24 protein-coding genes are annotated in these 22,861 nt (G+C 65.1%); 12 read left to right on the forward strand and 12 right to left on the reverse strand.

Features of this window, described 5'->3' with window-relative positions; genetic code table 11:
• Window positions 1–290: 290 nt before the first annotated feature.
• On the forward strand, window positions 291–620 hold the full coding sequence (locus QOC76_RS18110; protein ID WP_526358836.1) for a GMC oxidoreductase: 330 nt from the start codon (window positions 291–293) through the stop codon (window positions 618–620).
• A 1-nt stretch (window position 621) separates the two neighbouring features.
• On the opposite strand, the gene chsH3 is transcribed toward QOC76_RS18110, so the two are convergent.
• Entirely contained in the window at window positions 622–1,482 is an 861-nt protein-coding gene (gene chsH3 / locus QOC76_RS18115; RefSeq protein ID WP_526358838.1) for an enoyl-CoA hydratase ChsH3, read from the reverse strand.
• A gap of 1 nt (window position 1,483) precedes the next feature.
• A complete protein-coding gene (gene kstD, locus QOC76_RS18120) occupies window positions 1,484–3,193 on the reverse strand; it encodes a 3-oxosteroid 1-dehydrogenase (protein ID WP_526358840.1) in 1,710 nt (569 codons plus the stop codon).
• Between the two features lie 86 nt (window positions 3,194–3,279).
• On the opposite strand from kstD, the gene QOC76_RS18125 reads away from it, so the two are divergent.
• The 5 genes from QOC76_RS18125 to QOC76_RS18145 all read left to right on the forward strand — a co-directional run bounded on the left by QOC76_RS18125 (window position 3,280) and on the right by QOC76_RS18145 (window position 7,605).
• The gene (locus QOC76_RS18125; RefSeq protein ID WP_526358842.1) at window positions 3,280–4,065 is read left to right on the forward strand and encodes a 2-keto-4-pentenoate hydratase; all 786 of its coding nucleotides are present in this window, start codon (window positions 3,280–3,282) and stop codon (window positions 4,063–4,065) included.
• Between the two features lie 9 nt (window positions 4,066–4,074).
• Window positions 4,075–4,995: an acetaldehyde dehydrogenase (acetylating) gene (locus QOC76_RS18130; protein ID WP_526358844.1), complete on the forward strand. Its 921-nt coding sequence runs from the start codon at window positions 4,075–4,077 to the stop codon at window positions 4,993–4,995.
• 67 nt (window positions 4,996–5,062) lie between these two features.
• On the forward strand, window positions 5,063–6,121 hold the full coding sequence (gene dmpG / locus QOC76_RS18135) for a 4-hydroxy-2-oxovalerate aldolase (protein ID WP_526358846.1): 1,059 nt from the start codon (window positions 5,063–5,065) through the stop codon (window positions 6,119–6,121).
• Window positions 6,122–6,147: 26 nt separating this feature from the next.
• On the forward strand, window positions 6,148–7,029 hold the full coding sequence (gene rfbA / locus QOC76_RS18140; RefSeq protein WP_526358848.1) for a glucose-1-phosphate thymidylyltransferase RfbA: 882 nt from the start codon (window positions 6,148–6,150) through the stop codon (window positions 7,027–7,029).
• 180 nt (window positions 7,030–7,209) lie between these two features.
• Window positions 7,210–7,605, forward strand: a complete 396-nt coding sequence (locus QOC76_RS18145; protein WP_526358850.1) for a hemophore-related protein — start codon at window positions 7,210–7,212, stop codon at window positions 7,603–7,605.
• Between the two features lie 130 nt (window positions 7,606–7,735).
• Here QOC76_RS18145 and QOC76_RS18150 read toward each other — a convergent pair whose 3' ends face one another.
• Window positions 7,736–8,650 carry an IclR family transcriptional regulator gene (locus QOC76_RS18150; RefSeq protein WP_526358852.1) on the reverse strand — a complete coding sequence of 305 codons (915 nt, stop codon included), beginning with the start codon at window positions 8,648–8,650 and terminating at the stop codon, window positions 7,736–7,738.
• 89 nt (window positions 8,651–8,739) lie between these two features.
• Here QOC76_RS18150 and QOC76_RS18155 point away from each other — a divergent pair, with 89 nt between their 5' ends.
• The 3 genes from QOC76_RS18155 to QOC76_RS18165 all read left to right on the forward strand — a co-directional run bounded on the left by QOC76_RS18155 (window position 8,740) and on the right by QOC76_RS18165 (window position 11,905).
• A complete protein-coding gene (locus QOC76_RS18155) occupies window positions 8,740–9,867 on the forward strand; it encodes a hypothetical protein (protein WP_526358854.1) in 1,128 nt (375 codons plus the stop codon).
• A gap of 1 nt (window position 9,868) precedes the next feature.
• On the forward strand, window positions 9,869–10,654 hold the full coding sequence (locus QOC76_RS18160; RefSeq protein WP_526358856.1) for an SDR family NAD(P)-dependent oxidoreductase: 786 nt from the start codon (window positions 9,869–9,871) through the stop codon (window positions 10,652–10,654).
• 105 nt (window positions 10,655–10,759) lie between these two features.
• A complete protein-coding gene (locus tag QOC76_RS18165) occupies window positions 10,760–11,905 on the forward strand; it encodes a sulfotransferase (RefSeq protein ID WP_526358858.1) in 1,146 nt (381 codons plus the stop codon).
• Between the two features lie 79 nt (window positions 11,906–11,984).
• On the opposite strand, the gene QOC76_RS18170 is transcribed toward QOC76_RS18165, so the two are convergent.
• The gene (locus tag QOC76_RS18170) at window positions 11,985–12,482 is read right to left on the reverse strand and encodes a hypothetical protein (RefSeq protein WP_526358860.1); all 498 of its coding nucleotides are present in this window, start codon (window positions 12,480–12,482) and stop codon (window positions 11,985–11,987) included.
• A gap of 8 nt (window positions 12,483–12,490) precedes the next feature.
• Window positions 12,491–13,654: a 3-ketosteroid-9-alpha-hydroxylase subunit A gene (locus QOC76_RS18175; protein ID WP_526358862.1), complete on the reverse strand. Its 1,164-nt coding sequence runs from the start codon at window positions 13,652–13,654 to the stop codon at window positions 12,491–12,493.
• 99 nt (window positions 13,655–13,753) lie between these two features.
• On the opposite strand from QOC76_RS18175, the gene QOC76_RS18180 reads away from it, so the two are divergent.
• A complete protein-coding gene (locus QOC76_RS18180) occupies window positions 13,754–14,296 on the forward strand; it encodes a gamma carbonic anhydrase family protein (protein WP_526358864.1) in 543 nt (180 codons plus the stop codon).
• On the opposite strand, the gene QOC76_RS18185 is transcribed toward QOC76_RS18180, so the two are convergent.
• The 5 genes from QOC76_RS18185 to QOC76_RS18205 all read right to left on the reverse strand — a co-directional run bounded on the left by QOC76_RS18185 (window position 14,293) and on the right by QOC76_RS18205 (window position 18,916).
• The gene (locus tag QOC76_RS18185) at window positions 14,293–14,724 is read right to left on the reverse strand and encodes a nuclear transport factor 2 family protein (RefSeq protein ID WP_526358866.1); all 432 of its coding nucleotides are present in this window, start codon (window positions 14,722–14,724) and stop codon (window positions 14,293–14,295) included. The genes QOC76_RS18180 and QOC76_RS18185 overlap by 4 nt on opposite strands.
• A complete protein-coding gene (locus QOC76_RS18190) occupies window positions 14,721–15,599 on the reverse strand; it encodes a TIGR03619 family F420-dependent LLM class oxidoreductase (protein ID WP_526358898.1) in 879 nt (292 codons plus the stop codon). The genes QOC76_RS18185 and QOC76_RS18190 overlap by 4 nt, the downstream gene beginning before the upstream one ends.
• A gap of 5 nt (window positions 15,600–15,604) precedes the next feature.
• On the reverse strand, window positions 15,605–16,786 hold the full coding sequence (locus QOC76_RS18195; protein WP_526358868.1) for a thiolase family protein: 1,182 nt from the start codon (window positions 16,784–16,786) through the stop codon (window positions 15,605–15,607).
• A gap of 64 nt (window positions 16,787–16,850) precedes the next feature.
• Window positions 16,851–17,921 (reverse strand): beta-ketoacyl-[acyl-carrier-protein] synthase family protein, encoded by a 1,071-nt coding sequence (locus tag QOC76_RS18200; RefSeq protein ID WP_526358900.1) that lies wholly within the window; start codon window positions 17,919–17,921, stop codon window positions 16,851–16,853.
• The gene (locus QOC76_RS18205; RefSeq protein WP_526358870.1) at window positions 17,918–18,916 is read right to left on the reverse strand and encodes a Zn-ribbon domain-containing OB-fold protein; all 999 of its coding nucleotides are present in this window, start codon (window positions 18,914–18,916) and stop codon (window positions 17,918–17,920) included. The genes QOC76_RS18200 and QOC76_RS18205 overlap by 4 nt, the downstream gene beginning before the upstream one ends.
• Before the next feature lie 59 nt (window positions 18,917–18,975).
• On the opposite strand from QOC76_RS18205, the gene QOC76_RS18210 reads away from it, so the two are divergent.
• Entirely contained in the window at window positions 18,976–20,007 is a 1,032-nt protein-coding gene (locus tag QOC76_RS18210; RefSeq protein WP_526358872.1) for an LLM class F420-dependent oxidoreductase, read from the forward strand.
• On the opposite strand, the gene QOC76_RS18215 is transcribed toward QOC76_RS18210, so the two are convergent.
• Both QOC76_RS18215 and QOC76_RS18220 read right to left on the reverse strand, forming a co-directional pair.
• Complete coding sequence (locus tag QOC76_RS18215) at window positions 20,004–20,720, reverse strand: acetoacetate decarboxylase family protein (RefSeq protein WP_526358874.1); 717 nt, start codon at window positions 20,718–20,720, stop codon at window positions 20,004–20,006. The genes QOC76_RS18210 and QOC76_RS18215 overlap by 4 nt on opposite strands.
• 19 nt (window positions 20,721–20,739) lie before the next feature.
• Window positions 20,740–21,252, reverse strand: a complete 513-nt coding sequence (locus tag QOC76_RS18220; RefSeq protein WP_526358876.1) for a hypothetical protein — start codon at window positions 21,250–21,252, stop codon at window positions 20,740–20,742.
• A 73-nt stretch (window positions 21,253–21,325) separates the two neighbouring features.
• Here QOC76_RS18220 and QOC76_RS18225 point away from each other — a divergent pair, with 73 nt between their 5' ends.
• Window positions 21,326–22,522 carry a cytochrome P450 gene (locus QOC76_RS18225; protein ID WP_526358878.1) on the forward strand — a complete coding sequence of 399 codons (1,197 nt, stop codon included), beginning with the start codon at window positions 21,326–21,328 and terminating at the stop codon, window positions 22,520–22,522.
• Window positions 22,523–22,861 lie beyond the last annotated feature (339 nt).

Genomic DNA, 22,861 nt, shown 5'->3' on the forward strand with positions numbered 1-22,861 from the left:
GCGCACGGTTTAGCGGGCATTGAGATCGGCGACTCGCCGCGCGCGCTGCGCCGGGTTCTTACCAGAGCCTCCCGGCGAACCATGGCATGGGATTTGACTTTGCCATGTCCGATGTCGCGATTCGCAACGGCTCGATGGGTCTCGATGGGTGTCTCGTCGGAAGGGCACGGCGCGAAGCTTGACTATGACAGCTATTTATATTGCTGAAGTTACATCGTCGCGTCAATCTTGACGCTGATATCAATACTTTTCAGGACGTGACGTGCTCGACTCGGCAGCTATCTGCCCAGGTGAAGAACATTCGACGGTCGATCGAGATCTTCATACACCAGATCAATTCAGCAGGAATAGGCCGACTTCGTCCCTGGTACGACTGGGAGCGGTCCTTCCGGCCCCAGTTCTACGGCCTGCACCATCCGATGGGCGGAACGCGGATGCACGCCGACCCGCAGTTCGGCGTTGTTGACGAGAACTCCCGGGTACACGGGCTCGCCAACGTCTACGTCGCCGGAAGCTCGGTGTTTTCCACAGGAATTGGATACGCGAGTCCGACGCTGACCCTGCTGGCACTCACCTCACGACTAGCCGATCACCTCAAAGGGGAGGTTGGAGTCGGTTGAGTCACGCCGGCGTCAACTCCACGCCTGCCAGTGCAACGGCGTCGTCGCGCTCAGGCGCGGTGACGACGGCTCGGAACCCGTCGCCGTCCTTCCAGACGCTGGCCTTGAGGGTCTCGCCGGGGAACACGACGCCTGCGAAGCGGGCCCCGTAGCTGCCGACGCGTGAGGTGTCGCCGTCGAGCAGCGCGTCGACCATCGCCTTGCATGTCATGCCGTACGTGCACAGGCCGTGCAGGATGGGCCTGGGAAAGCCCGCCGCAGAGGCGAATTCGGGATCGGAGTGCAGCGGGTTGCGGTCCCCGCACATCCGGTAGAGCAGCGCCTGCTGCGGTGATACCGCGATCGACAGTTCGAAGTCGGGCGCCCGTTCCGGCGGCTCCGATGACGTCGACGGTCCGCGCTCGCCGCCGAACCCGCCCTCGCCGCGCGCGAAGATCGACCGCTTCTGCGTCCACAGCGGTGTGCCGTCCGGCGTGCTGACCGTCGTCTCCGACCAGATCACCGCGGCCTTGCCCTTGTCCCAGATATCGGTGAACCTGGTGACCGCACGTCCGGATCCTGACGGTGGGATCGGCGCTGGCGCGGACACCGCCTCGCTGGCGTGCAGCACCCTGCTCAGCTCGATGTCGATCCCGGGAAACTTGACCGTGGGCGGCGCCGTGTCATGGAAACTCGCCGCCACGTTGCCGAACGTCGGCAGCACCTGCGGGGTGTCGTCGACGAGATAGCGCAGTTCGCGCTTGTCCATCGGATCCTGGCCCGCGCCGAGACCGAGGTGGTAAAGCTGGATATCGCTACTGCTCCAGGAGAATTCGACAGGGTCGAGTTCCGCGCCGAGCGCCTCGTCGAGATTGATCGGCATGTCAGGCCTTCTCGGTACGGGATGTCGCCGCAGCGGCTCCCGCCAAGTGCAGGGCGGCCAAGTAGCCGAAGGCCATCGCCGGGCCGATCGTGCCGCCGGGTCCTGGATACGTGTGGCCCATCACCGGTGCGCTGACATTGCCCGCGGCATACAGACCCTCGATCACCGAACCGTCGTCCCGCAATGCCCGCGCGTGCACGTCGGTGCGGATGCCGCCCTTGGTTCCGAGGTCACCCGGCACCAACTTGGCCGCGTAGTACGGCGCGTGGCTGATCTCACCGAGGTTCGGATTCGGTTTGTTCGTCGGGTCGCCGTAGTAGCGGTCGTAGGCGCTCTCGCCGCGCTTGAAATCCTCGTCGACACCGGTACGCGCAAACCCGTTGAATCGCTCCACCGTCGCCGCCAAAGCATCCGCGGGCAACCCCGCCTTCGCCGCCAGTTCCTCCAGCGTGTCCGCCGACACGATCACGCCCGACTCCAGCCACTTCTTCGGAATGCGCTGTCCCGGTTGCAGTCCCGCGAAGATGTAGCGGTCGCGGTACTGCTGGTCGAAGACCAGCCAGGCCGGAATGTTCTCGCCTGGCCCCGGACCCTGGCCGTACTCGCCGCCGTACATGTGATGGCACGCCTCGACATACGGCATCGACTCGTTCATGAACCGCTTGCCTGTCATGTTCACGATGATCGAGCCCGGCGAGTTGCGTTCCGACAGCGCGAACCAGGGGGCGCCGACCAGCGGCACCGTCGGGCCCCACCAGGCGTCCTCCATGATGTCCAGTGCGGCACCGAGTTTCTCGCCCGCAATGATGCCGTCACCGGTGTTGGCCTTTGCCCCGACGGTCCACTCGGTGGTGATGGGAGCGCGCTGGTACTTCACCCGCATCTGTTCGTTGTGCTCGAACCCGCCCGAGCCAAGGATCACGCCACGGCGGGCCCGAATCACCTCGGAATCAGCCGATTCAGGTGCATTGGTGTCGCGGACATAAATTCCGCGCACCACGCCGTCCTCGACGTACAGGTCGGTGAAGGCCGTGTTCAGCCGCACCGGCACCCCGGCCTTCTGCAGTCCGATCCGCAGCGGCGCGATCAGCGCGCGGCCCATGCCGACGAGGTTCTTGCCGGTGGCCTTGGCCCACATGGTGCGGGCACCGACCTTCAGGCTGCGCAGCACACCGCGCGGATGACGCTTGAGCATGTTGAGTCGGACGTAGTCCTGCTGCATCACAACGACGTTGAGCGGAACCTTGCCGTACGGAGGCTCCAGCCCCGCCTCGTCGGCGCCGAGCTCTTTGGCGTTGAACGGCTTGGGCTCGATCGAACGGCCGCCAGGCCTGCCGCCGGGGGATTCCGGGTAGTAGTCCGAATAGCCGGGCACCCAGCACATCTTCAGCGGGGTGTGCTTCAACACGAAGGACAACATCTCGGGACCACGGTCGAGATAGGTGTCGATGCGCTCGGGTTCGACGACGTCGCCGATGATGCCGTGCAGATACGTCCGGGCCGCCTCGGCCGTGTCGGTGACGCCGTCGCGCCGCAGGACCTCGTTGTTCGGGATCCAGACGCCACCTCCCGATCGCGCGGTCGATCCGCCATAGTGCGGGGCCTTCTCTACGACTACTGTTGAAAGGCCCTGATGAGCGGCGGTAAGGGCAGCGACCATGCCGGCGGCGCCGCTCCCGACCACGACGACGTCGAACTCCTGTCCTGTCATGTAGAACACGTTATAGAATTGCCCGGCCTGGGAACAACCGCCCCGGTCGGAAGACCCGAGCGGACTACGAGGGGAAGTAGCCAAAAATGCTCACTGTCCAGGTGCGTGACGAGCTGGCCGCCGAGCTGGCGGAGGCCGAACGCAGCCGGGTCGCCATCTCCCCGCTGACCGCCACCAACCTCGACATCGACGTGGTCGACGCCTACGAGATCCAGTTGATCAACATCCGCCAGCGGGTCGCCGAGGGCGCGCGGGTGGTCGGTCACAAAGTGGGGCTGTCGAGCAAGGCGATGCAGGAGATGATGGGCGTCGACGAGCCCGACTACGGCCACCTGCTCGATGAGATGCAGGTGTTCGAGGACCGTCCCGTTCCGGCAGGCAGATATCTGTACCCGCGGGTCGAGGTCGAGGTCGGATTCGTGCTGGCCGACGATCTGCCGGGGGAGGGCTGCACCGAGGACGACGTGCTGGCCGCCACCGCCGCCTTCGCCCCCGCCATCGAGCTGATCGACACCCGCATCAAGGACTGGAAGATCAAGCTGTGCGACACCATCGCCGACAACGCCTCCTCGGCGGGCTGGGTGCTCGGCGAGGCGCGGGTGTCGCCGAAGGACATCGATATCTGCAACATCGACGCGGCGCTGACCCGCAACGGTGAGGTCGTCGCCAAGGGCCGCAGCGACGCGGTGCTCGGCAATCCGGTGACCGCGGTGGCGTGGCTGGCCCGAAAGGTGGACAGTTTCGGGGTTCGGTTGAAGGCTGGAGACATCGTGCTGCCCGGTTCGTGCACGAAGGCCTTCGACGCCACGCCGGGAGATGATTTCGTCGCCGACTTCGACGGGCTGGGTTCGGTCCACCTGTCGTTCGAGTAAGGAGCACACATGCCTAGCAAGGCATCCGTCGCCATCGTCGGATCCGGCAACATCAGCACCGACCTGCTGTACAAGCTGTTGCGCTCGGAGTGGTTGGAGCCGCGCTGGATGGTCGGCATCGATCCCGACAGCGAGGGTCTGGCACGGGCCCGCAAGCTCGGCCTGGAAACCAGCGCCGAGGGCGCGGACTGGCTGCTGGGCCTCGACGAGAAGCCCGACCTGTTGTTCGAGGCCACCAGCGCCTACGTGCACCGCGACGCCGCGCCGAAATACGCCGAGGCGGGCATCCGGGCCATCGACCTGACGCCGGCTGCCGTCGGCCCCGCGGTCATCCCGCCGGCGAACCTGCGTGAGCATCTGGACGCGCCGAACGTCAACATGATCACCTGCGGCGGCCAGGCGACCATCCCGATCGTCTACGCGGTATCCCGGGTCGTGGAGGTGCCCTACGCCGAGATCGTCGCCAGCGTGTCGTCGGTGTCGGCGGGCCCCGGCACCCGCGCGAACATCGACGAGTTCACCAAGACCACCAGCAACGGTGTCTCGACGATCGGCGGCGCCAAGCGCGGCAAGGCGATCATCATCCTCAACCCGGCGGATCCGCCGATGATCATGCGCGACACCATCTTCTGCGCGATCCCCGAGGATGCCGACCGCGACGCGATCGCCCAGTCGATCAAAGACGTCGTCGCCGAGGTGCAGACCTATGTGCCCGGCTACCGGTTGCTCAACGAGCCACAGTTCGACGACCCGTCGATCAACTCCGGCGGCCAGGCGGTGGTGACGACGTTCGTCGAAGTAGAGGGTGCGGGCGACTATCTGCCGCCCTACGCTGGAAACCTAGACATCATGACCGCGGCAGCGACCAAGGTCGGCGAGGAAATCGCCAAGGAGAGCCTTTCCGCGACCGCTGGAGGAGGCCAAGCATGAGCACCCGAAGGCGAGCGGGAGTGAGGATCGCAGCGAAGCGAGGACCGGAGCGAGCGGGAGCCGAGGCATGAGCACCGACGACATCTACTTCAACCCCATGTGGGATATCCGGATGACGGACACGTCGTTGCGGGACGGCAGCCACCACAAGCGCCATCAGTTCACCAAGGACGAAGTGCACGCGATCGTCGCGGCACTCGACGCCGCCGGCGTTCCCGTCATCGAGGTCACGCACGGCGACGGCCTCGGCGGCTCGAGCTTCAACTACGGCTTCTCCAAGACGCCGGAGCAGGAACTCATCAAGCTCGCGGCCGAGACCGCCAAGGAATCCAAGATCGCGTTCCTGATGCTGCCGGGCGTCGGCACCAAGGAAGACATCAAGGAGGCGCAGAACAACGGCGGCTCCATCTGCCGGATCGCGACCCATTGCACCGAGGCCGACGTCTCGATCCAGCACTTCGGGCTGGCCCGCGAACTCGGCCTGGAGACGGTCGGCTTCCTGATGATGAGCCACACGATCCCGCCGGAAAAGCTTGCCGCACAGGCCCGAATCATGGCCGATGCCGGCTGCCAGTGTGTGTACGTCGTCGACTCCGCGGGCGCCTTGGTGCTCGAGGGTGTTGCCGACCGCGTCGCCGCCCTGGTCGCCGAATTGGGATCGGACGCTCAAGTTGGTTTTCACGGCCACGAGAACCTCGGCCTCGGGGTCGCCAACAGCATCGAGGCGGTGCGGGCGGGCGCCAAGCAGATCGACGGATCGTGTCGCCGGTTCGGCGCGGGTGCGGGAAACGCGCCCGTCGAGGCTTTGATCGGCGTGTTCGACAAGATCGGGGTCAAGACCGGCATCGATTTCTTCGATATCGCCGACGCCGCCGAGGAGGTCGTGGCGCCTGCGATGCCGGCCGAATGCCTGCTCGACCGCAATGCGCTGATCATGGGTTATTCGGGTGTGTACTCGAGCTTCCTCAAGCACGCGATCCGGCAGTCCGAGCGCTACGGCGTGCCCGCGCACAAGCTGCTGCACCGCGCCGGTCAGCGCAAGCTCATCGGCGGCCAGGAAGACCAGCTCATCGATATCGCGCTGGAGATCAAGCGCGAGCTGGACGCCGAGAAAATCGGTAGCTAGCCCGATCCGGCTGGCAAAATCACCGTATGCGCGGAATCATCCTGGCGGGGGGAACGGGCACTCGTCTGCATCCGATCACCCTGGGCACCAGCAAGCAGTTGCTGCCGGTATTCGACAAGCCGATGGTCTACTACCCGCTGACAACGCTGATGCTGGCAGGCATCCGCGACGTCCTCGTTATCACGACGCCCGCAGATGTGGGGGCCTTCGTCAGGTTGCTCGGCGACGGTCATCAGTTCGGAATCTCGATCACCTACGCGGTCCAGTCGTCGCCTGATGGCCTCGCGCAGGCGTTCGTCATCGGCCGGGATCACATCGGAACTGAGTCGGCGGCACTTGCTCTGGGCGACAACATATTCTATGGACCCGGCCTGGGGTCACAGCTCGGCCGCTTCAGCGAGATCACCGGCGGAACCATCTTCGCGTACCGGGTCGCCAACCCCGCCGCATACGGCGTCGTCGAGTTCGACGACAACTTTCGCGCGGTGTCGTTAGAAGAGAAGCCGAAGTCCCCACGCTCGCCGTATGCGGTTCCCGGGTTGTACTTCTACGACAACGACGTCGTCGAGATCGCCGCCGGGCTGCAACCGTCTGATCGCGGCGAATACGAGATCACCGACGTCAATCGCGCCTACCTCGAGCAGGGCAGATTGTCGGTCGAGGTGCTTCCGCGCGGCACCGCATGGCTCGACACGGGAACTTTCGATTCGCTGCTTGATGCCGGCAACTATGTGCGCACCATCGAAGAGCGCCAAGGTCTCAAGATCGGCGTGCCCGAGGAGGTCGCATGGCGCCTCGGCTATGTCTCCGACGACGAGGTGAGGGAGCGCGCCGAACTCCTGGTCAAATCCGGATACGGGAATTACCTGTTGAAACTGCTCGACGACGGCGAGAAGCTTGCCCCCTAGGGCTACTAAGCAACTTTTTTCGGCGGCGCTTGATCGTGGACTGACCAGCGTCTAAGGGCGTGGGCGAAGGGCCGCCGCGCTATCGAAGCTGTTTAGCGGTTCGGATATTCGGATAGGCCTCGGTGTGCGACCGACAATCGCAGACCGATAGGAGTGTGTTTTCTGATGAAGATGTCTGAAATGACCGTTCGACGCGGCCTGTACGGCATGTTCGCAGGCGGCCTGCTTGGTGGCGTCGCATCCGCGGCGATGATCATGCCGTCCGCCAATGCTGAGCCTGTGACACCCGTGACGCCCGATACGTGCACGTTCAGCAACGCTGTCAACACGTCCAGTACGGTATCGGCCCAGATGAGCACGTATCTCACGGCTCATCCGGAGGCCGACAAGGACCTGACGGAGATCGCGAAGCAGCCGACGGATGAGGCGCAAATCGCCTACCGCGCGTATTTCGCGAACAACCCGCAGGTCGAATCCGAATTGAAGGCCATCAACCAGCCCGCTGCCGACCTGGTCAGCCAGTGCGGCATCGTGGTCCGGCCAACACCGGTCTCGGAGGCCCTGCAGGGCGTCTAACCGTTTGGCAAACGACACCGCTCATCGCGTCGGCACCCACTGCCGACGCGATGAGTGCTTGTTGGGGACTGCGCGCCTGCCGCGGCAGATGACTACAACGCCGCCACTCTGTCGCTGTGCCCGCGGACCTCTAGCGATCGAACGCCGGCTTCGTTCCGCCCAGCCGGCTGGTGAGCACATCGGCCGTCGCCGTCAGCGCGCGGGCGCTCTTGACGATGTCGGCATCGGTCAGGGCACGGCCGATCTGCAGCGACACGACCATCACCTGATGCAGATGGTGGTCGAACACCGGGGCGGAGATGACGCTGATGTCGTGGCGCTGCCGGCTGCCCGCCGGGATCTCGGAACGCAGATAGACCCGCTCGCCGATGTCGGCGATCAACTCGCCGAGCAGCGCGCGCAGTTCGTCGGGCAGCCTGCTCGACACCCCGGCCATCAGCGCATACAGCCTGCGCCCGCCGGGAGTGAGTCGCTCGACGAGGTATCCCGTGCGACGGCATTCGTCGATGACGCGGTCCAGTCGCTCACCGTCGGTGCGGAGCGGAATGGTGGCCTCCTTGGCCAGCCAGCCCCGCAGGGCGACGTCGTCCCACAGCACGAACATCAGCCCGACCGGAGGGGCGAACGGATAGCTCTGACCGACCCGCACACCGACGTCGGCGCCCTGCGGCCCGACGAGTTCCAGCACGGTGATGCGGTCATCGATCACCGCGGACAGCGCAGCGGTGGTGTTTGAGATCGCCGACAGCCTGCGCAACTCCGTGCGCGCGGCCGGATCCACCCGCAACGCCTCCTGGGCGGTGTGCCCCAACGAGATGAGCGCAGGGCCAAGCCGGTAGGACTTATCGCGAGAGTCACGCACCAGGTAATCGGAGTCGGTCAGCGTGGTGAGGATGCCCAGGCAGGTCGGCTTGCTCAGGTTCAGCCGACGGGACAACTCGGAAACACCGAATCGGTCGTGCGGATGGCGTCCGAGGAACTCGAGGATGGCGACCACCCGCTCAGTGGGCGGCGATGCCCGACCGGACGATTCCTCGCGTGGCATATCAAAAATGTACCGTTGCGTTCCAAATATCGAACAATAGGTCGGTGCCGGCCGTTGACGAGGATGAGAACACGTTCTAGTTTCTAGGGGTGTACTCCCAGCCATTGACCGACGCGATCGCGGAGGCCGAGCGATTGGTCGCCGACGCACCCTTCATCGAATCCGAGGCCGATCTGCTCGAGGGCCTGCAGTATTTCGCCGGATGTATCGCCGGATGCACCCACTTGGTCTTCGATTACGACCGCGACCATCCGTTCATGCAGTCGGGCACCGGCCCGTTCACCAAGATGGGTTTGGACAACCCCGACACGCTCTACTTCGGCACGCGTGTGCAGCCCGGTCATGAGTACGTCGTCACCGGCAAGCGCGGCACCACCACCGATCTGAGCTTTCAGATGCTCGGCGGCGAGTACACCGATGACAACGTGCCCGTCAGCCAGGCGGCGTTCGACGACCGCGAACTCGACATCGCGTCCGATGGCACCTTCCAATGGCGAGTCACGCCGAACAGCCCGTCGCAGTTGCTGATCCGTGAGGTGTACAACGACTGGTCCGCCCAGCGCGGATACGTCAGCATCGCCAGGACCGACAACGCAGGCACCGCGCCGCCGCCCTTGACCAAAGCGCTGATCGAGAAGCGATACGCGGTGGCGGGAAAGCAGCTAGTGCAGCGGGTGAAGACGTGGCTGCAGTTTCCACAGTGGTTCTACAACACGCTGCCGGTGAACACGATGGTTGCGCCTCGGCTCACCCCGGGCGGCCTGGCCACCCAGTACTCCTCGGTCGGTCACTTCGACATGAACCCCGAGCAGGCGTTGCTCATCACGCTGCCGGTCACCGACGCGCCCTACCTCGGATTCCAGCTGGGCAGCCTCTGGTACATCTCGCTGGACTACATCAACCACCAGACATCGTTGAACGGCACTCAGGCGCAAGCCGATCCCGACGGCAAGATCCGTTTCGTCGTGTCGGATGCGAACCCCGGCGTGACGAACTGGGTCGAGACGCTGAGGCACAGCAAGGGCTATCTGCAGTTCCGGTGGCAGCGATTGTCGCGTGAGCTCACCGAGGCTGACGGTCCCACCGTCGAACTGCTCGACATCGACAAGGTGGCGGCCGCGCTGCCGTACTACGAGTCGAACAAAATCTCCGATGAGGCCTGGCGAGCGCGGATCGCGCTGCGGCAGAAGCAAATTGGCGACAGGATGGTGGCGTGAGATGGTAGCCGAACTCCTCAAGGACCGAGTCGTGGTCATCAGCGGTGTCGGTCCGGCGCTGGGCACCACGCTGGCGCGGCGATGCGCGGAGGCAGGCGCGGACCTGGTGCTGGCAGCCAGAACCGTCGAGCGCCTCGACGATGTCGCCAAGCAGATCACCGATCTCGGCAGGCGTGCGGTGTCGGTGGGCACCGACATCACCGACGATGCGCAGGTGGCGAACCTCGTCTCCGCCACACTCGAGGCGTACGGCAGGGTTGATGTGTTGATCAACAACGCCTTTCGGGTCCCGTCGATGAGGCCCTTCGCCAACACCACGTTCGAGCACATGCGCGACGCCATCGAGCTGACCGTCTTCGGCGCCTTGCGCATGGTCCAGGGCTTCACTCCTGCGCTTGCGGAGTCCAAGGGTTCGGTGGTCAACGTGAATTCGATGGTGGTGCGCCATTCGCAGGCCAAGTACGGCGCCTACAAGATGGCCAAGTCGGCATTGCTGGCCATGTCTCAGACGCTGGCCACTGAACTCGGCGAACAGGGCATCCGGGTGAATTCGATTCTGCCCGGGTATATCTGGGGTGGCACGCTGGAGGGCTACTTCAAGCACCAAGCCGGCAAGTACGGCACCACGGTCGAAGAGATCTACAACGCGGCCGCAGTCAACAGCGACCTCAAACGGCTGCCCACCGAGGACGAAGTGGCCTCCGCGATCCTCTTCATGGCCAGCGATCTGTCCAGTGGCATCACCGGCCAGGCGTTGGACGTGAACTGCGGAGAGTTCAAGGCATGAGTCCACGCAGACGAGCGGGAGTCCAGCAATGAGCCGGCGCAGACGAGCGCGAGTGAGGATCGCAGCGAGGAACGAGCGAGGACCGGAGCGAGCGGGAGTCCAGCAATGAGCCACCGCACCGACCCGGGTTCCGTCGACGACCTGCTCGCCTCGGCGACCAAGGCATGCGGGCTCGACGACTTCGGCTCCGACGACGACAACTATCGAGAAGCCCTCGGCGTGCTGCTGGAGTCCTATCGACGCGACGCCGACCTGACGGAGGCCGGCAGCAAGATGAACCGCTTCTTCGTCCGCAACGCGCTGGTCGCGCGGCTGATGTCCGAGGCGGCCTGGAAGCAGCACCCCCAGCATGTGGATGTGGCGATCGAACGGCCGATCTTCGTCACCGGGCTGCCGCGCACCGGAACGACGGCTCTACACCGGCTGATGAGCGCCGACCCCCGACACCAGGGTCTCGAGTTGTGGCTCGCCGAGTTTCCGCAGCCGCGCCCGCCGCGCGAAACCTGGTCGGAGAACCCCGTTTTCCGTGAACTCGATGCCCGATTCACCCAAGCGCACGACGAGAATCCCGATTACACCGGGCTGCATTTCATGACAGCCGACGAGGTCGAAGAGTGCTGGCAGCTGCTGCGGCAGTCGCTGCACTCCGTGTCCTACGAGACGCTCGCGCATATTCCGACATATTCGCAGTGGCTGGCCAAGCAGGACTGGACCAGGCCGTATCAGCGACACCGCAAGAACCTTCAGCTGATCGGAGTGAACGACGCGGAGAAGCGCTGGGTGCTCAAGAACCCCAGTCACCTGTTTGCGCTCGACGCATTGATGGCCGCCTACCCTGATGCGCTCGTCGTGCAATGCCACCGACCCGTCGAGACGATCATGGCGTCGATGTGCTCCCTGGCCCAGCACACCACTGAAGGCTGGTCGAACAGCTTCACCGGAGACTTGATCGGCCGGGATGCGATGGAGACGTGGTCACGGGGCCTCGAATTGTTCACTGCCGAAAGGGCAAAACACGATTCGGCCCAGTTCTACGACATGGACTACTTCGAGCTGATCAAGGATCCGATCGGTACCGTCGAGCAGATCTACCGGCATTTCGGCATCGAGTTGACTGACGACGCCCGCGCCGCCATGCAGGCGAGCGACGCCGAAAGCAAGCAGGGTCCCCGCGCGCCGAAGCACACCTATTCGCTGGAGGACTACGGGTTGACCGCCGACGCCGTCAGGGAGCGCTTCAAGGGGCTATAACGTTGCTCCGCGACAGTGCGTGTCTGCGCGCGACACGCGGGCAATTTATGTGCAACTGTGCACGCTCGCGCGGAGAAATTTAGCCGTCGGCGGGCGACGGCGTGCTGGACACTTCCTCCAGAACGCCTTCGGCCACCGCGTGTTTGATGCTGTCGGCCAGCTTGGGGCAGGAGCGGGCCCGGGCAGGCTCACCGCCGGACTCCCGCACCTCGGCGAAAAATGCGCAACGCCGCGTCGCCTCGGAGTTCCACTGCACCGACGTATGCGCGGGACCCAGCTTTTTCACGCTGACCGACACATGGCAGAACCGGCAGTCGACGGTCACCAGTCCCGAGTTCAGGTAGCGCTCCCGGTCCCGCTGGGTTGCCTCGCGCACGGCGGCCGCCCGCTCCGGGTCGGATGCGAAATCCGGTGCCTTGGACCACGTTCCGCCGGTCGTGCCGTCGCCGTCGTGGCTGTGGTCATCGTCGTCGTGCGCGCCGTGCAGGGCCAGCATCGACCGCGCCAGGCGATCGACGTCCGGCGTGGCGTGGCGCGCACGCGAGGAGCGATCAGACGATTTGTCGCGCGAACTCATGACGGTGACTAATTGGCGGCCTGGTCGGCCTTTTCTTTCTCTTCGGCCTGGGTCTTCAAGTTTTCCTCGACCTCCACGTGCCACTTCTCGTTGGCCGCGGTGGTGTCGACCTCGATCTCGAAGCGATCGGTCATATCCGGCGTCACGTCGGCGACGTCGACGTAGAACTGCTGATACCACCGTCGCATCTGATAGACGGCGCCGTCTTCCTCGACCAGCAGCGGATTGTCGATGCGGGTCTTGTGCTTCCAGATCTCGACGTCCTGCAGGAATCCCTTGCTGACGCCTTCGGTGAACACCCGGGCCAGCTTCTCGGTGGTCTCCTCGTCCAGGCCCTTGGGTTTCTCGACCATGACGCCCCACTGCAGCACGAACGAGTCCTGGCTGACAGGGTAGTGGCAGTTGATCAGGATCGACTCGGCCTTGAAACCGCCGTAGTTGTTGTGCAGCCAGTTGATCATGAACGACGGCCCAAAGTAGGAGGCCTCGGAGTCCAGGTGCGCCTCGCCGTACGAGGTGCCCAGGTCGTTGATGTCCGGACGACCGACATTGTGCAGGTACTGCGACGCGATATGGCCCTCGAAGACGTTCTTGAAGTACGTCGGCAGCCCGAAGTGGATGTAGAAGAAGTGCGCCATGTCGGTGACGTTGTCGATGATCTCGCGGCAGTTGGAGCCCTCGATGAGCATCGTGTTCCATCGCCAGTCGGTCCACCCGTCGTCGGTGAACTCCGGAATCTCAGGAACGCGAACCTCTTCTTGAGGCGGGTTGCCTTCGTGGTCATGCCAGACGAACAGCAGGCCGCCGCGGACGTCGGTGTGCCACGCCCGGGTGCGCGCGAGCCGCGGAGTGCGCTTGGCGTAGGGCACCAGCTTGCACTTGCCGTCGCCGCCCCAACGCCAGTCGTGGAACGGGCAGGCCACCTCGTCGCCCTTGATCGTGCCTTGCGAGAGGTTGCCCCCCATATGCCTGCAGTAGCCGTCGAGGATCTTGACGTCGCCCTGCGAGTCGGCGAAGACGACCAGCATGGTGCCGAAGATCTCGATGCCGTGTGGCTTGCCGTCGAGGTAGTCCCTGACCGGGCCGAGGCAGTGCCAACCACGTGCGTACCGGTCCGGTAGCGCGCCGGTGTCGATTTCGCGAATACCACTGTGAGCTGTTTCAGCCGTCACCTTCGCGCCTCCCGTCCTTGCTCTCTAACTAGAACACGTTACAGTTTTTACCCTCGGCCGCGCAACGTAAACGCCATTTACCTGCGGTATATCTAGACAATGCCCCTGTACACGTTCGAGGGCCGATCCCCGACGGTCGATCCGGGCGCCTTCATCGCCCCGACCGCCACGCTGGTCGGCGACGTGCACGTCGAAGCAGGCGCGTCGGTGTGGTTCAACGCGGTGCTGCGTGCCGACTTCGCTCCCATCATCGTCCGTCAGGGCGCCAACGTGCAGGACTGTTGCGTGCTTCACGCGCCGCCGGGTATTCCCGTCGACGTCGGACCGGGTGCCACCGTCGCGCACGGTTGTGTGATCCACGGTGTGCACATCGGGTCCGAGGCGGTCATCGCCAACCATTCGACGGTGCTCGATGGCGCCGTGATCGGCTCCCGCAGCCTGATTGCGGCGCATTCACTGGTGGTCGGCGGCACGAAGATCCCCGACGAAGTCGTCGCCGCGGGCTCGCCCGCCAAGATCAGGGGTCCGGTCGCGGGCACCGGTGCGCAGATGTGGGTGGACACCAATCCCGGTGCCTATCAGGACCTGGCCCGGCGCTACGTCGCCGGCCTGCGGGAGATCACCGAGCCGGGAACGCCTTAGACCTTGCGGGCGCTCTTGGTGGCGGCGTCGAGTTCCCAGTAGGCGCGCAACGCGATGATCTGGCCCTCGTCGTTCACCCGGTAGGTGAACACGCCCTCGGCGACGACCTCGAATCCGCTTGACCGGATCACGATGGTGCCGACATTGGCTTCCTCGTTGCCGCATTGGTAGGTCTTGTCGAAATTGAACGTCAACTCGCTCGGCGCGATCGCCATGTCGTAGAACCGCGCGATCGCCTCCTTGCCCCTGTGCCCTGTGCCTTCCGGGTCGAAGTGCGACGGCCCGATCGGATCCTCGACGATGGCGTCGTCGGCGAAAACCGCCAGCCATGCCTCCTTGTCGCGAGCGATCGCGGCCTCGCGGGAGCGCTTGCCCGCCAGGTGCACGGGCGAGTCCGCGGACGCGAGGAACGGATCAGGCCCCGTCACTCCTGCCAGCCCGAGTGGATGTAGGTATCGGCGAACCGCTTCAGCGAATCCTTTTTCTTCTCCAGCGCAGCGTCGAATCCGTGACCGTCGAACACCCACGGCATGCCGATGTAGTCGGTGACGCCGACATCGGCAAGTTCGCGGTGCCCGTCGACACCGAACTTGTCGACGCAGACGGCCTGGAACTCGAACGGGTCGTCGGCACGGTCGTGTTCGGCCAGCAAGGCGTTCAGGTTGCCGATGATCTCCCCGAGCTGATCACAGGTCAGCATCGCACTGGTCCAGCCGTCGCCGACACGCACGGCGCGTCGCAACGCCACATCGGTGTGTCCGCCGACGTAGAACGGCACCGGCGCGCTGGGTGCGGGGCTCATCTGCAGCTTGTCGAAGTCGTAGAAGTCACCGTGGAACTCGACCATGCCGCCGGCAAGCACCAGCTTGATGACGTCGATCATCTCGTCGACACGCTTACCGCGTTTCGCGTAAGGCACGCCGCACCACTCGAATTCCTCGGGCGCCCAGCCGATCCCGACGCCGAAGCCGAACCGGTTGTTGGTCAGGTTGGCCACCGATCCGACCTGCCGGGCCAGCAGCAGAGGATTGCGTGAGCCCAGCTTCATCACGTTGGTGTAGAAGCGAATGCTCGACGTCACCGCACCCATCGCGCCCGCGGCGATCAGCGGGTCCACCCACGGGGTGTTCTCGTCCCACATCCGCGAGCCGTCCGCGGTGTACGGGTAGTCCGCCGACTGCTTCTCCATGTAGAAGATCGAGTCCGGCAGCGCGATCGAGTCGAAGCCGACTTCCTCTGCGGTCTTGGCGATTTCGACCAGGTGGTCGATCTGACACATCGGCACCGCGCAGGTGTACTTCATTTTGCTCACGGCTTGTCGGCCGGCTTGTCGGAGGAAACCACCCACATCGAGTAATACTGTGCGCCGCCGCCGTAGGCATGGCCGAGCGCCTTGCGGGCGCCTTCGACCTGATGCTCGCCCGCCTTGCCCATCACCTGGATGGCCGATTCGGCGAAGCGAATCATTCCCGACGCACCGATCGGGTTCGACGACAGCACCCCACCGGAGGGGTTGAACGGGATGCGACCGCCGATCGCGGTCTCGCCGGCCTCGGTCAGTTTCCAGCCCTCGCCCTCGGGGGCGAACCCCAGGCTTTCCAGCCACATCGGTTCATACCAGGAGAACGGCACGTAGACCTCCGCGACGTCGATCTCGTCGATCGGGCTGGTGATGCCTGCCGCCTTCCACAGCGCAGCGGCCGCGTCACGGCTGGCCTGCGGATTGACCTGGTCGCGACCCGCGAAAGCCAACGGTTCGGTGCGCAGCGCGGTGGCGTGAATCCAGGCGACGGGGTGACCATCGGCAACGCGGGCGTCGGCCGAGCGCTCGTCGCCGATCACCATCGCCGCCGCGCCGTCCGACGATGGACAGGTCTCGTCGTAGCGGATCGGATCCCACAGCATCGGCGACTCCATCACCTTCTCGACGGTGATGTCCGGTTGATGCAGATGCGCCAGCGGGTTCTTGGCCCCGTTTAGCCGGTCCTTGACCGCGACGATGGCCCCGATGTTGGTCGGCGCCCCGGAGCGGCGGATGTACGCCCGCACGTGGGGGGCGAAGTAACCACCGGCGCCCGCGCCGACCGGCTTGGTGAACGGCACCGGAATGCTCAAGGCCCACATGGCATTCGACTCAGACTGCTTCTCCCACGCCATGGTGAGCACGCGGTGGTACTTGCCGGACTGCACCAGGCTGGTTGCGACTATCGCGGTGGAGCCACCCACCGAGCCCGCGGTGTGCACACGGATCAGCGGCTTGTTGGTCGCGCCCATCGCATCGACCATGAACAACTCGGGCATCATGACACCCTCGAAGAAGTCGGGCGCCTTACCCACCACTACGGCGTCGATGTCGTCGAAGGTCGAGCCCGAGTCGGCCAGCGCCTTGTCGATCGCCTCGCGCACAAGGCCGTTCATCGATACGTCCTTGCGCTTGGCGACGTACTTGGTCTGCCCGGTGCCCAACACCGCGGCCAATTGCTTCGCCATCACTTACCCTTCTTCTCTTCGCGCAAGCGGCTCATCGTCCCCTTCTTCTCTTCGCGCAAGCGGCTCATCGTCCCTCCATGACTGCGACGAGGTTTTGTTGCAGGGCGGGGCCACTGGTGGCGTGGGCAAGCACCCGACCCGCCGAGCCGTCGAAGATGTGCCGTGCGGCGAAGCCGATGCGCTCGAGCCCGGTGGAGAACATCGGGTTCGCGCTCAGCGCTCCGCCCGACGGGTTGATCTTCGCGCTGTCGGACAGCCCGATCGCCTCCTTGAGGATCAGCTGCTGATGACTGAACGGTGCGTAGAGTTCGGCCACCTCGATCGAGGCCGCGTCCCCTCCGGTAGCCCCCTGTGCCGAAGCGGCGGTGGACGGGGAGGTGGTCAGATCTCGCGCGCCGAGCGCCGGCGTCTCGATGCGGTGCTCGAATCCCGTGATCCAGGCCGGGTTCTCGCGCAGTTCGCGCGCTTTGTCGCCGGCGGCAAGCACGATCGCGGACGCGCCGTCGGTGATCGGTGCGATGTCGTGGCGGCGCAGTGGATCGGCGAAATAGGGCCGCGAGAGAAGTTCGTCGATGCTCTTCGCGGGCTTCTCCGAATCGGTGCGCCCGGCGGCGGCCATGGACTCCAGGGCCACCTGCGCCATCTGTTCGGCGGTCCACTTGCCCGCGTCGAGGCCGAACCGCGCCTGCAGGCCGGCCATCGACACCGAATCCGGCCACAGCGGCGCGACCGTGTAGGGATCGGTCTGCAGCGCCAGCACCCTGCGCAGGGTGCCCGCCGACGACTTACCGAACCCGTACACCAGTGCCGTCTCGACTTCGCCGGTGAGCAGCTTGATGTAGGCCTCGTACAGGGCCCATGCAGCGTCCATCTCGACGTGGGACTCGTTGATCGGCGGCCACGCGCCGATCGAGTCGATCGCCGAGATGAACGAGAAGGCGCGTCCGGCAAGGTAATCCGACGACCCGGAGCACCAGAACCCGATGTCTGTCTGTTTCAGGCCGAGTTCGGCATAGATCGAGGCGAAGCACGGCATCAGCATCTCGACGCCGTTGGTGGTGCCGTCGGTGCGGCGCACATGCGGGGCGTGAGCGAAGCCCACCACTGCCACATCAGTCACGGTGAAGCCTCTCAGAGGTGGTGCTTGTAGGTGTCGTAGTCGGCGTCCGGTTCGCCGGTGGGCCGAAAGTACTCGATGTTGTCGATGCCGAAGTCCCATTCCTCGCGGGGCCTCCACACCGCCTTGACGCGCATGCCCATCCGCACCTCGTTGGCATCGATCTCGGAGACCAGATGCAGAAATGGGATGTCAGCGCCGTCGAGCAGCACATAGGCCGCGACGTACGGCGGCTTGATGCGCTGGCCTGCGAAGGGAATGTTGATGATCGCGAAGGTCGTCACCGTGCCCTCGTCGGGCAGTTCGACGAATTGATCGAGCACCTTGCCGGTGGCCGGATCCGCTTCGCGCGCCGGGAAATACAGCTTCCCATCCGCGCCGGAGCGCGCGCCGAGCAGCTTGCCCTCCTTGAGCGCCTTGAGATAGGCGGTTTCCGGAAGCGACGCGGTGTGCTGAATTTCGATGCTGCTCGGCATCACCGCAATGGTGATCGGATCGCGGTCGTCGGACCCGAGGGATGGCTGTTCTGATTCTTCGGTGTCACCGAGGGCGAAATACCCGATGTCGGTGATCGCGCCGACCGGTTCGTCGACCCAGTGCACATGCACCCGCGCGCCGGTGCTGATCTCCTCGGACGAATCCGCGGCGACCGCATGCAGCAGGGCGGTGTCGGCGCCGTCCAGTTTGATCAGCGCCCATGCGAACGGTCTGTCCAGCGGCTGACCCTCGAGGGGGTGGGCCTGCCAGGTCCACGACAGCACGGTCCCGACGGTGGCCACCGGCACGACCTCGGTCAACGCCTCGTAAGTCATGGGGTCATACTCAGCGGGCGGAACAAGCACCCGCCCATCGGAGCCGCGGACGCCGAGGATGCGTCGTCCGCGCAGGGCGGTGAAGAACTGACTCAGGAGCGGTCCCACTGAACGGGTGTAGTCGAACGACAGCTTCAGCGGCGCCGAGAGTGGCGGCTCATGCGTGTCGATCTGCACCGGGCTGCTTTGGCTGGTGGTCACAGCGTCGAGTAGAACAGGTTCTAAGAATGGTTTCAAGAACGGGTCGGAAGGCGATCTAAATGAAGCTGGGTTTGCAGCTGGGATATTGGGGCGCGCAGCCGCCTGAGAATGCTCCCGAACTGGTCGCCGCGGCCGAGGAGGCCGGCTTCGACACCGTGTTCACCGCGGAGGCCTGGGGGTCGGATGCCTTCACCCCGCTGGCCTGGTGGGGTTCGGCGACCAGCCGGCTGCGGCTGGGCACCTCGGTGGTGCAGCTCTCCGCGCGCACGCCGACCGCCTGCGCGATGGCCTCGCTGACCCTCGATCACCTGTCCGGCGGCCGGCACATCCTCGGGCTCGGCGTATCGGGACCTCAGGTCGTCGAGGGTTGGTACGGCCAGAAGTTCCCGAAGCCGCTGGCCCGCACCCGCGAGTACATCGACATCATCCGGCAGGTCTGGGCCCGCGAGAAACCGGTGACCAGTGACGGCCCGCACTACCCGCTGCCGCTGACCGGGCAGGGCACCACCGGGCTGGGCAAGTCGCTCAAGCCGATCACCCATCCGCTGCGCGCCGACATCCCGATCATGCTTGGGGCGGAGGGCCCGAAGAATGTGGCGATGGCGGCCGAGATCTGCGACGGCTGGCTGCCGATCTTCTACACCCCGCGCATGGCAGACACCTACAACGAGTGGCTCGACGAGGGCTTCGCCCGGCCCGGCGCGCGGCGCAGCCGCGAGGATTTCGAGGTCTGTGCGACGGCCAACATCGTCATCACCGACGACCGGCCCGCCGCGTTCGCCGCGATGAAGCCGTACCTGGCGCTTTACATGGGCGGGATGGGCGCCGAGGACACCAACTTCCACGCCGACGTGTACCGCCGGATGGGCTACGCCGACGTGGTCGACGACGTGACCACGCTGTTCCGCACGGACCGCAAGGACGAAGCGGCGACCGTCATCCCCGACGAGCTCGTCGACGACGCCGCGATCGTCGGCGATCTCGACTACGTGCGTGAGCAGATCAAGGTGTGGGAGGCCGCGGGCGTCACGACGATGGTGGTGACCGGTCGCAACGGCGATCAGATCCGCGAACTGGCGACCCTGATCTAGCGGATCACGCTGGCGTCGCCGAAGGTCATGTCGACGTTGGCTATCGACATGCAGGCCATCGCGCGCTTGGGCAGTCCCAGCGACGCGAGCTCCTTGGCATAGGGGTGATCGCCCAGCTTCACGGTCGCGCCGCCGATGCGGGCGTGGAACCCAGACGCGAGCTGTTCGGCGGCGGTCTCCCGGATCGTGCCGTCGATGTTCGTGTAGGTGAGCAGCGACTGCGGACGCGAGGGCATCGGTACCGGCAACCCGCGACCGATGCCCATTTCGACGATCAGCGATCCGTCGACGCTGACGTCGAACCCGAACGGATTGCCGTCGTGAACGGTGAAGTCCGCCAGGATCTTCGGGTATCCCCAGATTTGTCTGCCCGCCTCCAGCGTGAACGTCTGATCGACCACCATCCGGTGAACGAAGGTGCCCGCCTGACCAAAGGCTCGCAGCCCGCGGACATCCGATCCGGGCGGCTGCACCATCACGCAGAACGAAAACTCGTTGTAGCGCCCGAGGTCACAGTCGATGAACCGGGTCAGCAGCAGGTTGACCACGGCGCGGCCCGGCCGCATCTGGAAGGCGTTCAGGCCGCTGTAGCCGATGAGGCGCTGCGCGGCATCGGCATCGACCGTGAACATCGCGCTGTGCACGTCGGCCTTGCGGACCCTGACCGGCATGGTGAGCACGGTGCCGGCGATGGTGTGCTGTGACTCGGACATCCCGGTCACTGTAGTTCGGCTACTGCGGTAGTTGGGGCCCGACCTTGCGGGCCAGGTCTACCGCCGCGTTGTCCGCATCCTGGCCCATCAGCGACAACACCGCGACCTGCACGGTGTTCGCGCGGCCGGCAGCGGGGAACTCGACCATGCCGCTGGCCAGGAAGCGCATCCCGTCCGGGCCAGGCGTGCCGACCTCGGGGAAACCCGGCTGGGGTGGCGGAAGCGTGCCGTTGATCGCCGTCCCGGGGTTGCCGATCTCGACTGTGACCGATTCGTAGGTGTCGCGGTTCTCCCACGTGCAGGCGGGTGCCTGGGGGCTTGCCCCGATCGGCCTGCCTTCGACCGATTTACCGAGCAGCTTGGCGATGTCGTCTGCGCTTGCCAGCTTGCACGCATCGATGGCCGAGCCAGGGACGGGCTGCGTGCTCGACTGCGACGACGCTTTTGGGGCCGGCTTGTCGTCGCCACACCCGGCGAGGGCAAGTGCCGCCGCGAGCACGACCAATGCGAATGTGGTTCTGCTGGCGGTCATGCGGGTTCACGGTAATGCAGATCCGCCTGTTGACGCGTCGTCTAGATTCCCTTATCAACCGATGGAGGCAGGCATGACCCTTACCAGACCAGACGTTGATCTGACCGACGGCGATTTCTACGCCGGCGACTCGCACCCCATCTACAACTGGATGCGCGAGAACGAGCCGGTCTTCCGGGACCGAAACGGTTTGGCCGCCGCCGCGACGTACGCAGCGGTGATCGAGGCCGAGCGGGGCCCCGAACTGTTCTCGAACGCGGGTGGCATCCGACCGGACCAGCCGGGCGTCGAGATGATGATCGAGATGGACGACCCGCAGCACCTGTTGCGACGCAAACTCGTCAACTCCGGCTTCACCCGCAAGCGCGTGAAAGACCTCGAGGGATCGATTATTTCCCTGTGCGACACCCTGATCGACGCGGTGTGCGAGCGCGGGGAGTGCGACTTCGTCCGGGACATCGCCGCGCCCCTGCCGATGGCGGTCATCGGCGACATGCTGGGGGTGCGTCCGCAGGAGCGCGAGATGTTCCTGCGGTGGTCCGACGACCTGATGAACGCCTTGAGCAGTACGGCCGATCCGGCGGACATGCAGGTCACGATGGAGGCGTTCGCCGCGTACAGCGAGTACATGACGGGGATGATCGCCGAACGCAAGAGCGCACCCACCGACGACCTCGTCAGCGTTCTCGTGCACGCCGAGGTAGAGGGGGAGAAGCTCGAGGATCACCAGATCGTCACCGAGGTCCTGCTGCTGTTGATCGGCGGCGACGAAACCACCCGGCACACGCTGTCGGGCGGCACCAGACAGTTGATGCGTCATCCCGATCAGCACCAGCGCCTGATCAAGGACCTGGACCTGCTGCCGAATGCGATCGAAGAGATGCTGCGCTGGACCGCTCCGGTGAAGAACATGGCCCGCACCATCACCGCGGACACCGAGTTCCACGGCACTCAGCTCAAGGCGGGCGAGAAGATGATCCTGCTCTTCGAGTCCGCCAACTTCGACGAGAAGGTGTTCGAGAACCCCGAGCAGTTCGATGTCACCCGCTATCCGAACAACCACCTGGCGTTCGGTTTCGGCACCCATTTCTGTCTTGGCAACCAGCTTGCGCGCCTGGAGCTTTCGTTGATGCAGGAGCGCCTGCTGAAGCGGTTGCCGGACATGCAGCTGGTGTCCGATGACGAATTGCCCCTTCGCCGAGCTAACTTCGTCAGCGGACTGGAGAAGATGCCGGTGAAGTTCAGCCCGGCCAAGCCCCTCACCACGTAGCGCGAGTGAACGTGTCTGCACGCCGACACGCCGAAGATTGTGTGCACTAGCGGTCGCTCGCTGCCGACGAACGCGCGCAGAATGCCGGTTGTTGGCGGCGTGTCGTCCGCAGACACGGTCGTTCGCGGTGCATGGCGACCTCAGCGGTCGACGAAGTCGAGACCGCGGTGCATGCAGACGATTCCGGTCGTCGCGCCTCGGCGGCATGACGGGAAATCCCCATCGCCCCTACAACGAGATGCCATGGCTGGACGTTCGAACTCGAGGGCGCCCGCATCGCGAGCGTCAGGGCCTCGGTCCCTGGCCGGGCCGTACCGACTTGTCCCGCAGGAACATGCG

Source organism: Mycobacterium sp. (assembly GCF_032159565.1).
Taxonomy (GTDB): Bacteria; Actinomycetota; Actinomycetes; order Mycobacteriales; family Mycobacteriaceae; genus Mycobacterium.

Excerpts from the sequence above, each read along its gene's own strand:
- chsH3 (WP_526358838.1), bottom strand. The coding sequence starts at position 1,482 with ATGCCGATCAATCTCGACGAGGCGCTCGGCGCGGAACTCGACCCTGTC.
- kstD (WP_526358840.1), bottom strand. The coding sequence starts at position 3,193 with ATGACAGGACAGGAGTTCGACGTCGTCGTGGTCGGGAGCGGCGCCGCC.
- QOC76_RS18125 (WP_526358842.1), top strand. The coding sequence starts at position 3,280 with ATGCTCACTGTCCAGGTGCGTGACGAGCTGGCCGCCGAGCTGGCGGAG.
- QOC76_RS18130 (WP_526358844.1), top strand. The coding sequence starts at position 4,075 with ATGCCTAGCAAGGCATCCGTCGCCATCGTCGGATCCGGCAACATCAGC.
- dmpG (WP_526358846.1), top strand. The coding sequence starts at position 5,063 with ATGAGCACCGACGACATCTACTTCAACCCCATGTGGGATATCCGGATG.
- rfbA (WP_526358848.1), top strand. The coding sequence starts at position 6,148 with ATGCGCGGAATCATCCTGGCGGGGGGAACGGGCACTCGTCTGCATCCG.
- QOC76_RS18145 (WP_526358850.1), top strand. The coding sequence starts at position 7,210 with ATGACCGTTCGACGCGGCCTGTACGGCATGTTCGCAGGCGGCCTGCTT.
- QOC76_RS18150 (WP_526358852.1), bottom strand. The coding sequence starts at position 8,650 with ATGCCACGCGAGGAATCGTCCGGTCGGGCATCGCCGCCCACTGAGCGG.
- QOC76_RS18160 (WP_526358856.1), top strand. The coding sequence starts at position 9,869 with ATGGTAGCCGAACTCCTCAAGGACCGAGTCGTGGTCATCAGCGGTGTC.
- QOC76_RS18165 (WP_526358858.1), top strand. The coding sequence starts at position 10,760 with ATGAGCCACCGCACCGACCCGGGTTCCGTCGACGACCTGCTCGCCTCG.
- QOC76_RS18170 (WP_526358860.1), bottom strand. The coding sequence starts at position 12,482 with ATGAGTTCGCGCGACAAATCGTCTGATCGCTCCTCGCGTGCGCGCCAC.
- QOC76_RS18180 (WP_526358864.1), top strand. The coding sequence starts at position 13,754 with ATGCCCCTGTACACGTTCGAGGGCCGATCCCCGACGGTCGATCCGGGC.
- QOC76_RS18190 (WP_526358898.1), bottom strand. The coding sequence starts at position 15,599 with ATGAAGTACACCTGCGCGGTGCCGATGTGTCAGATCGACCACCTGGTC.
- QOC76_RS18195 (WP_526358868.1), bottom strand. The coding sequence starts at position 16,786 with ATGGCGAAGCAATTGGCCGCGGTGTTGGGCACCGGGCAGACCAAGTAC.
- QOC76_RS18210 (WP_526358872.1), top strand. The coding sequence starts at position 18,976 with ATGAAGCTGGGTTTGCAGCTGGGATATTGGGGCGCGCAGCCGCCTGAG.
- QOC76_RS18215 (WP_526358874.1), bottom strand. The coding sequence starts at position 20,720 with ATGTCCGAGTCACAGCACACCATCGCCGGCACCGTGCTCACCATGCCG.
- QOC76_RS18220 (WP_526358876.1), bottom strand. The coding sequence starts at position 21,252 with ATGACCGCCAGCAGAACCACATTCGCATTGGTCGTGCTCGCGGCGGCA.
- QOC76_RS18225 (WP_526358878.1), top strand. The coding sequence starts at position 21,326 with ATGACCCTTACCAGACCAGACGTTGATCTGACCGACGGCGATTTCTAC.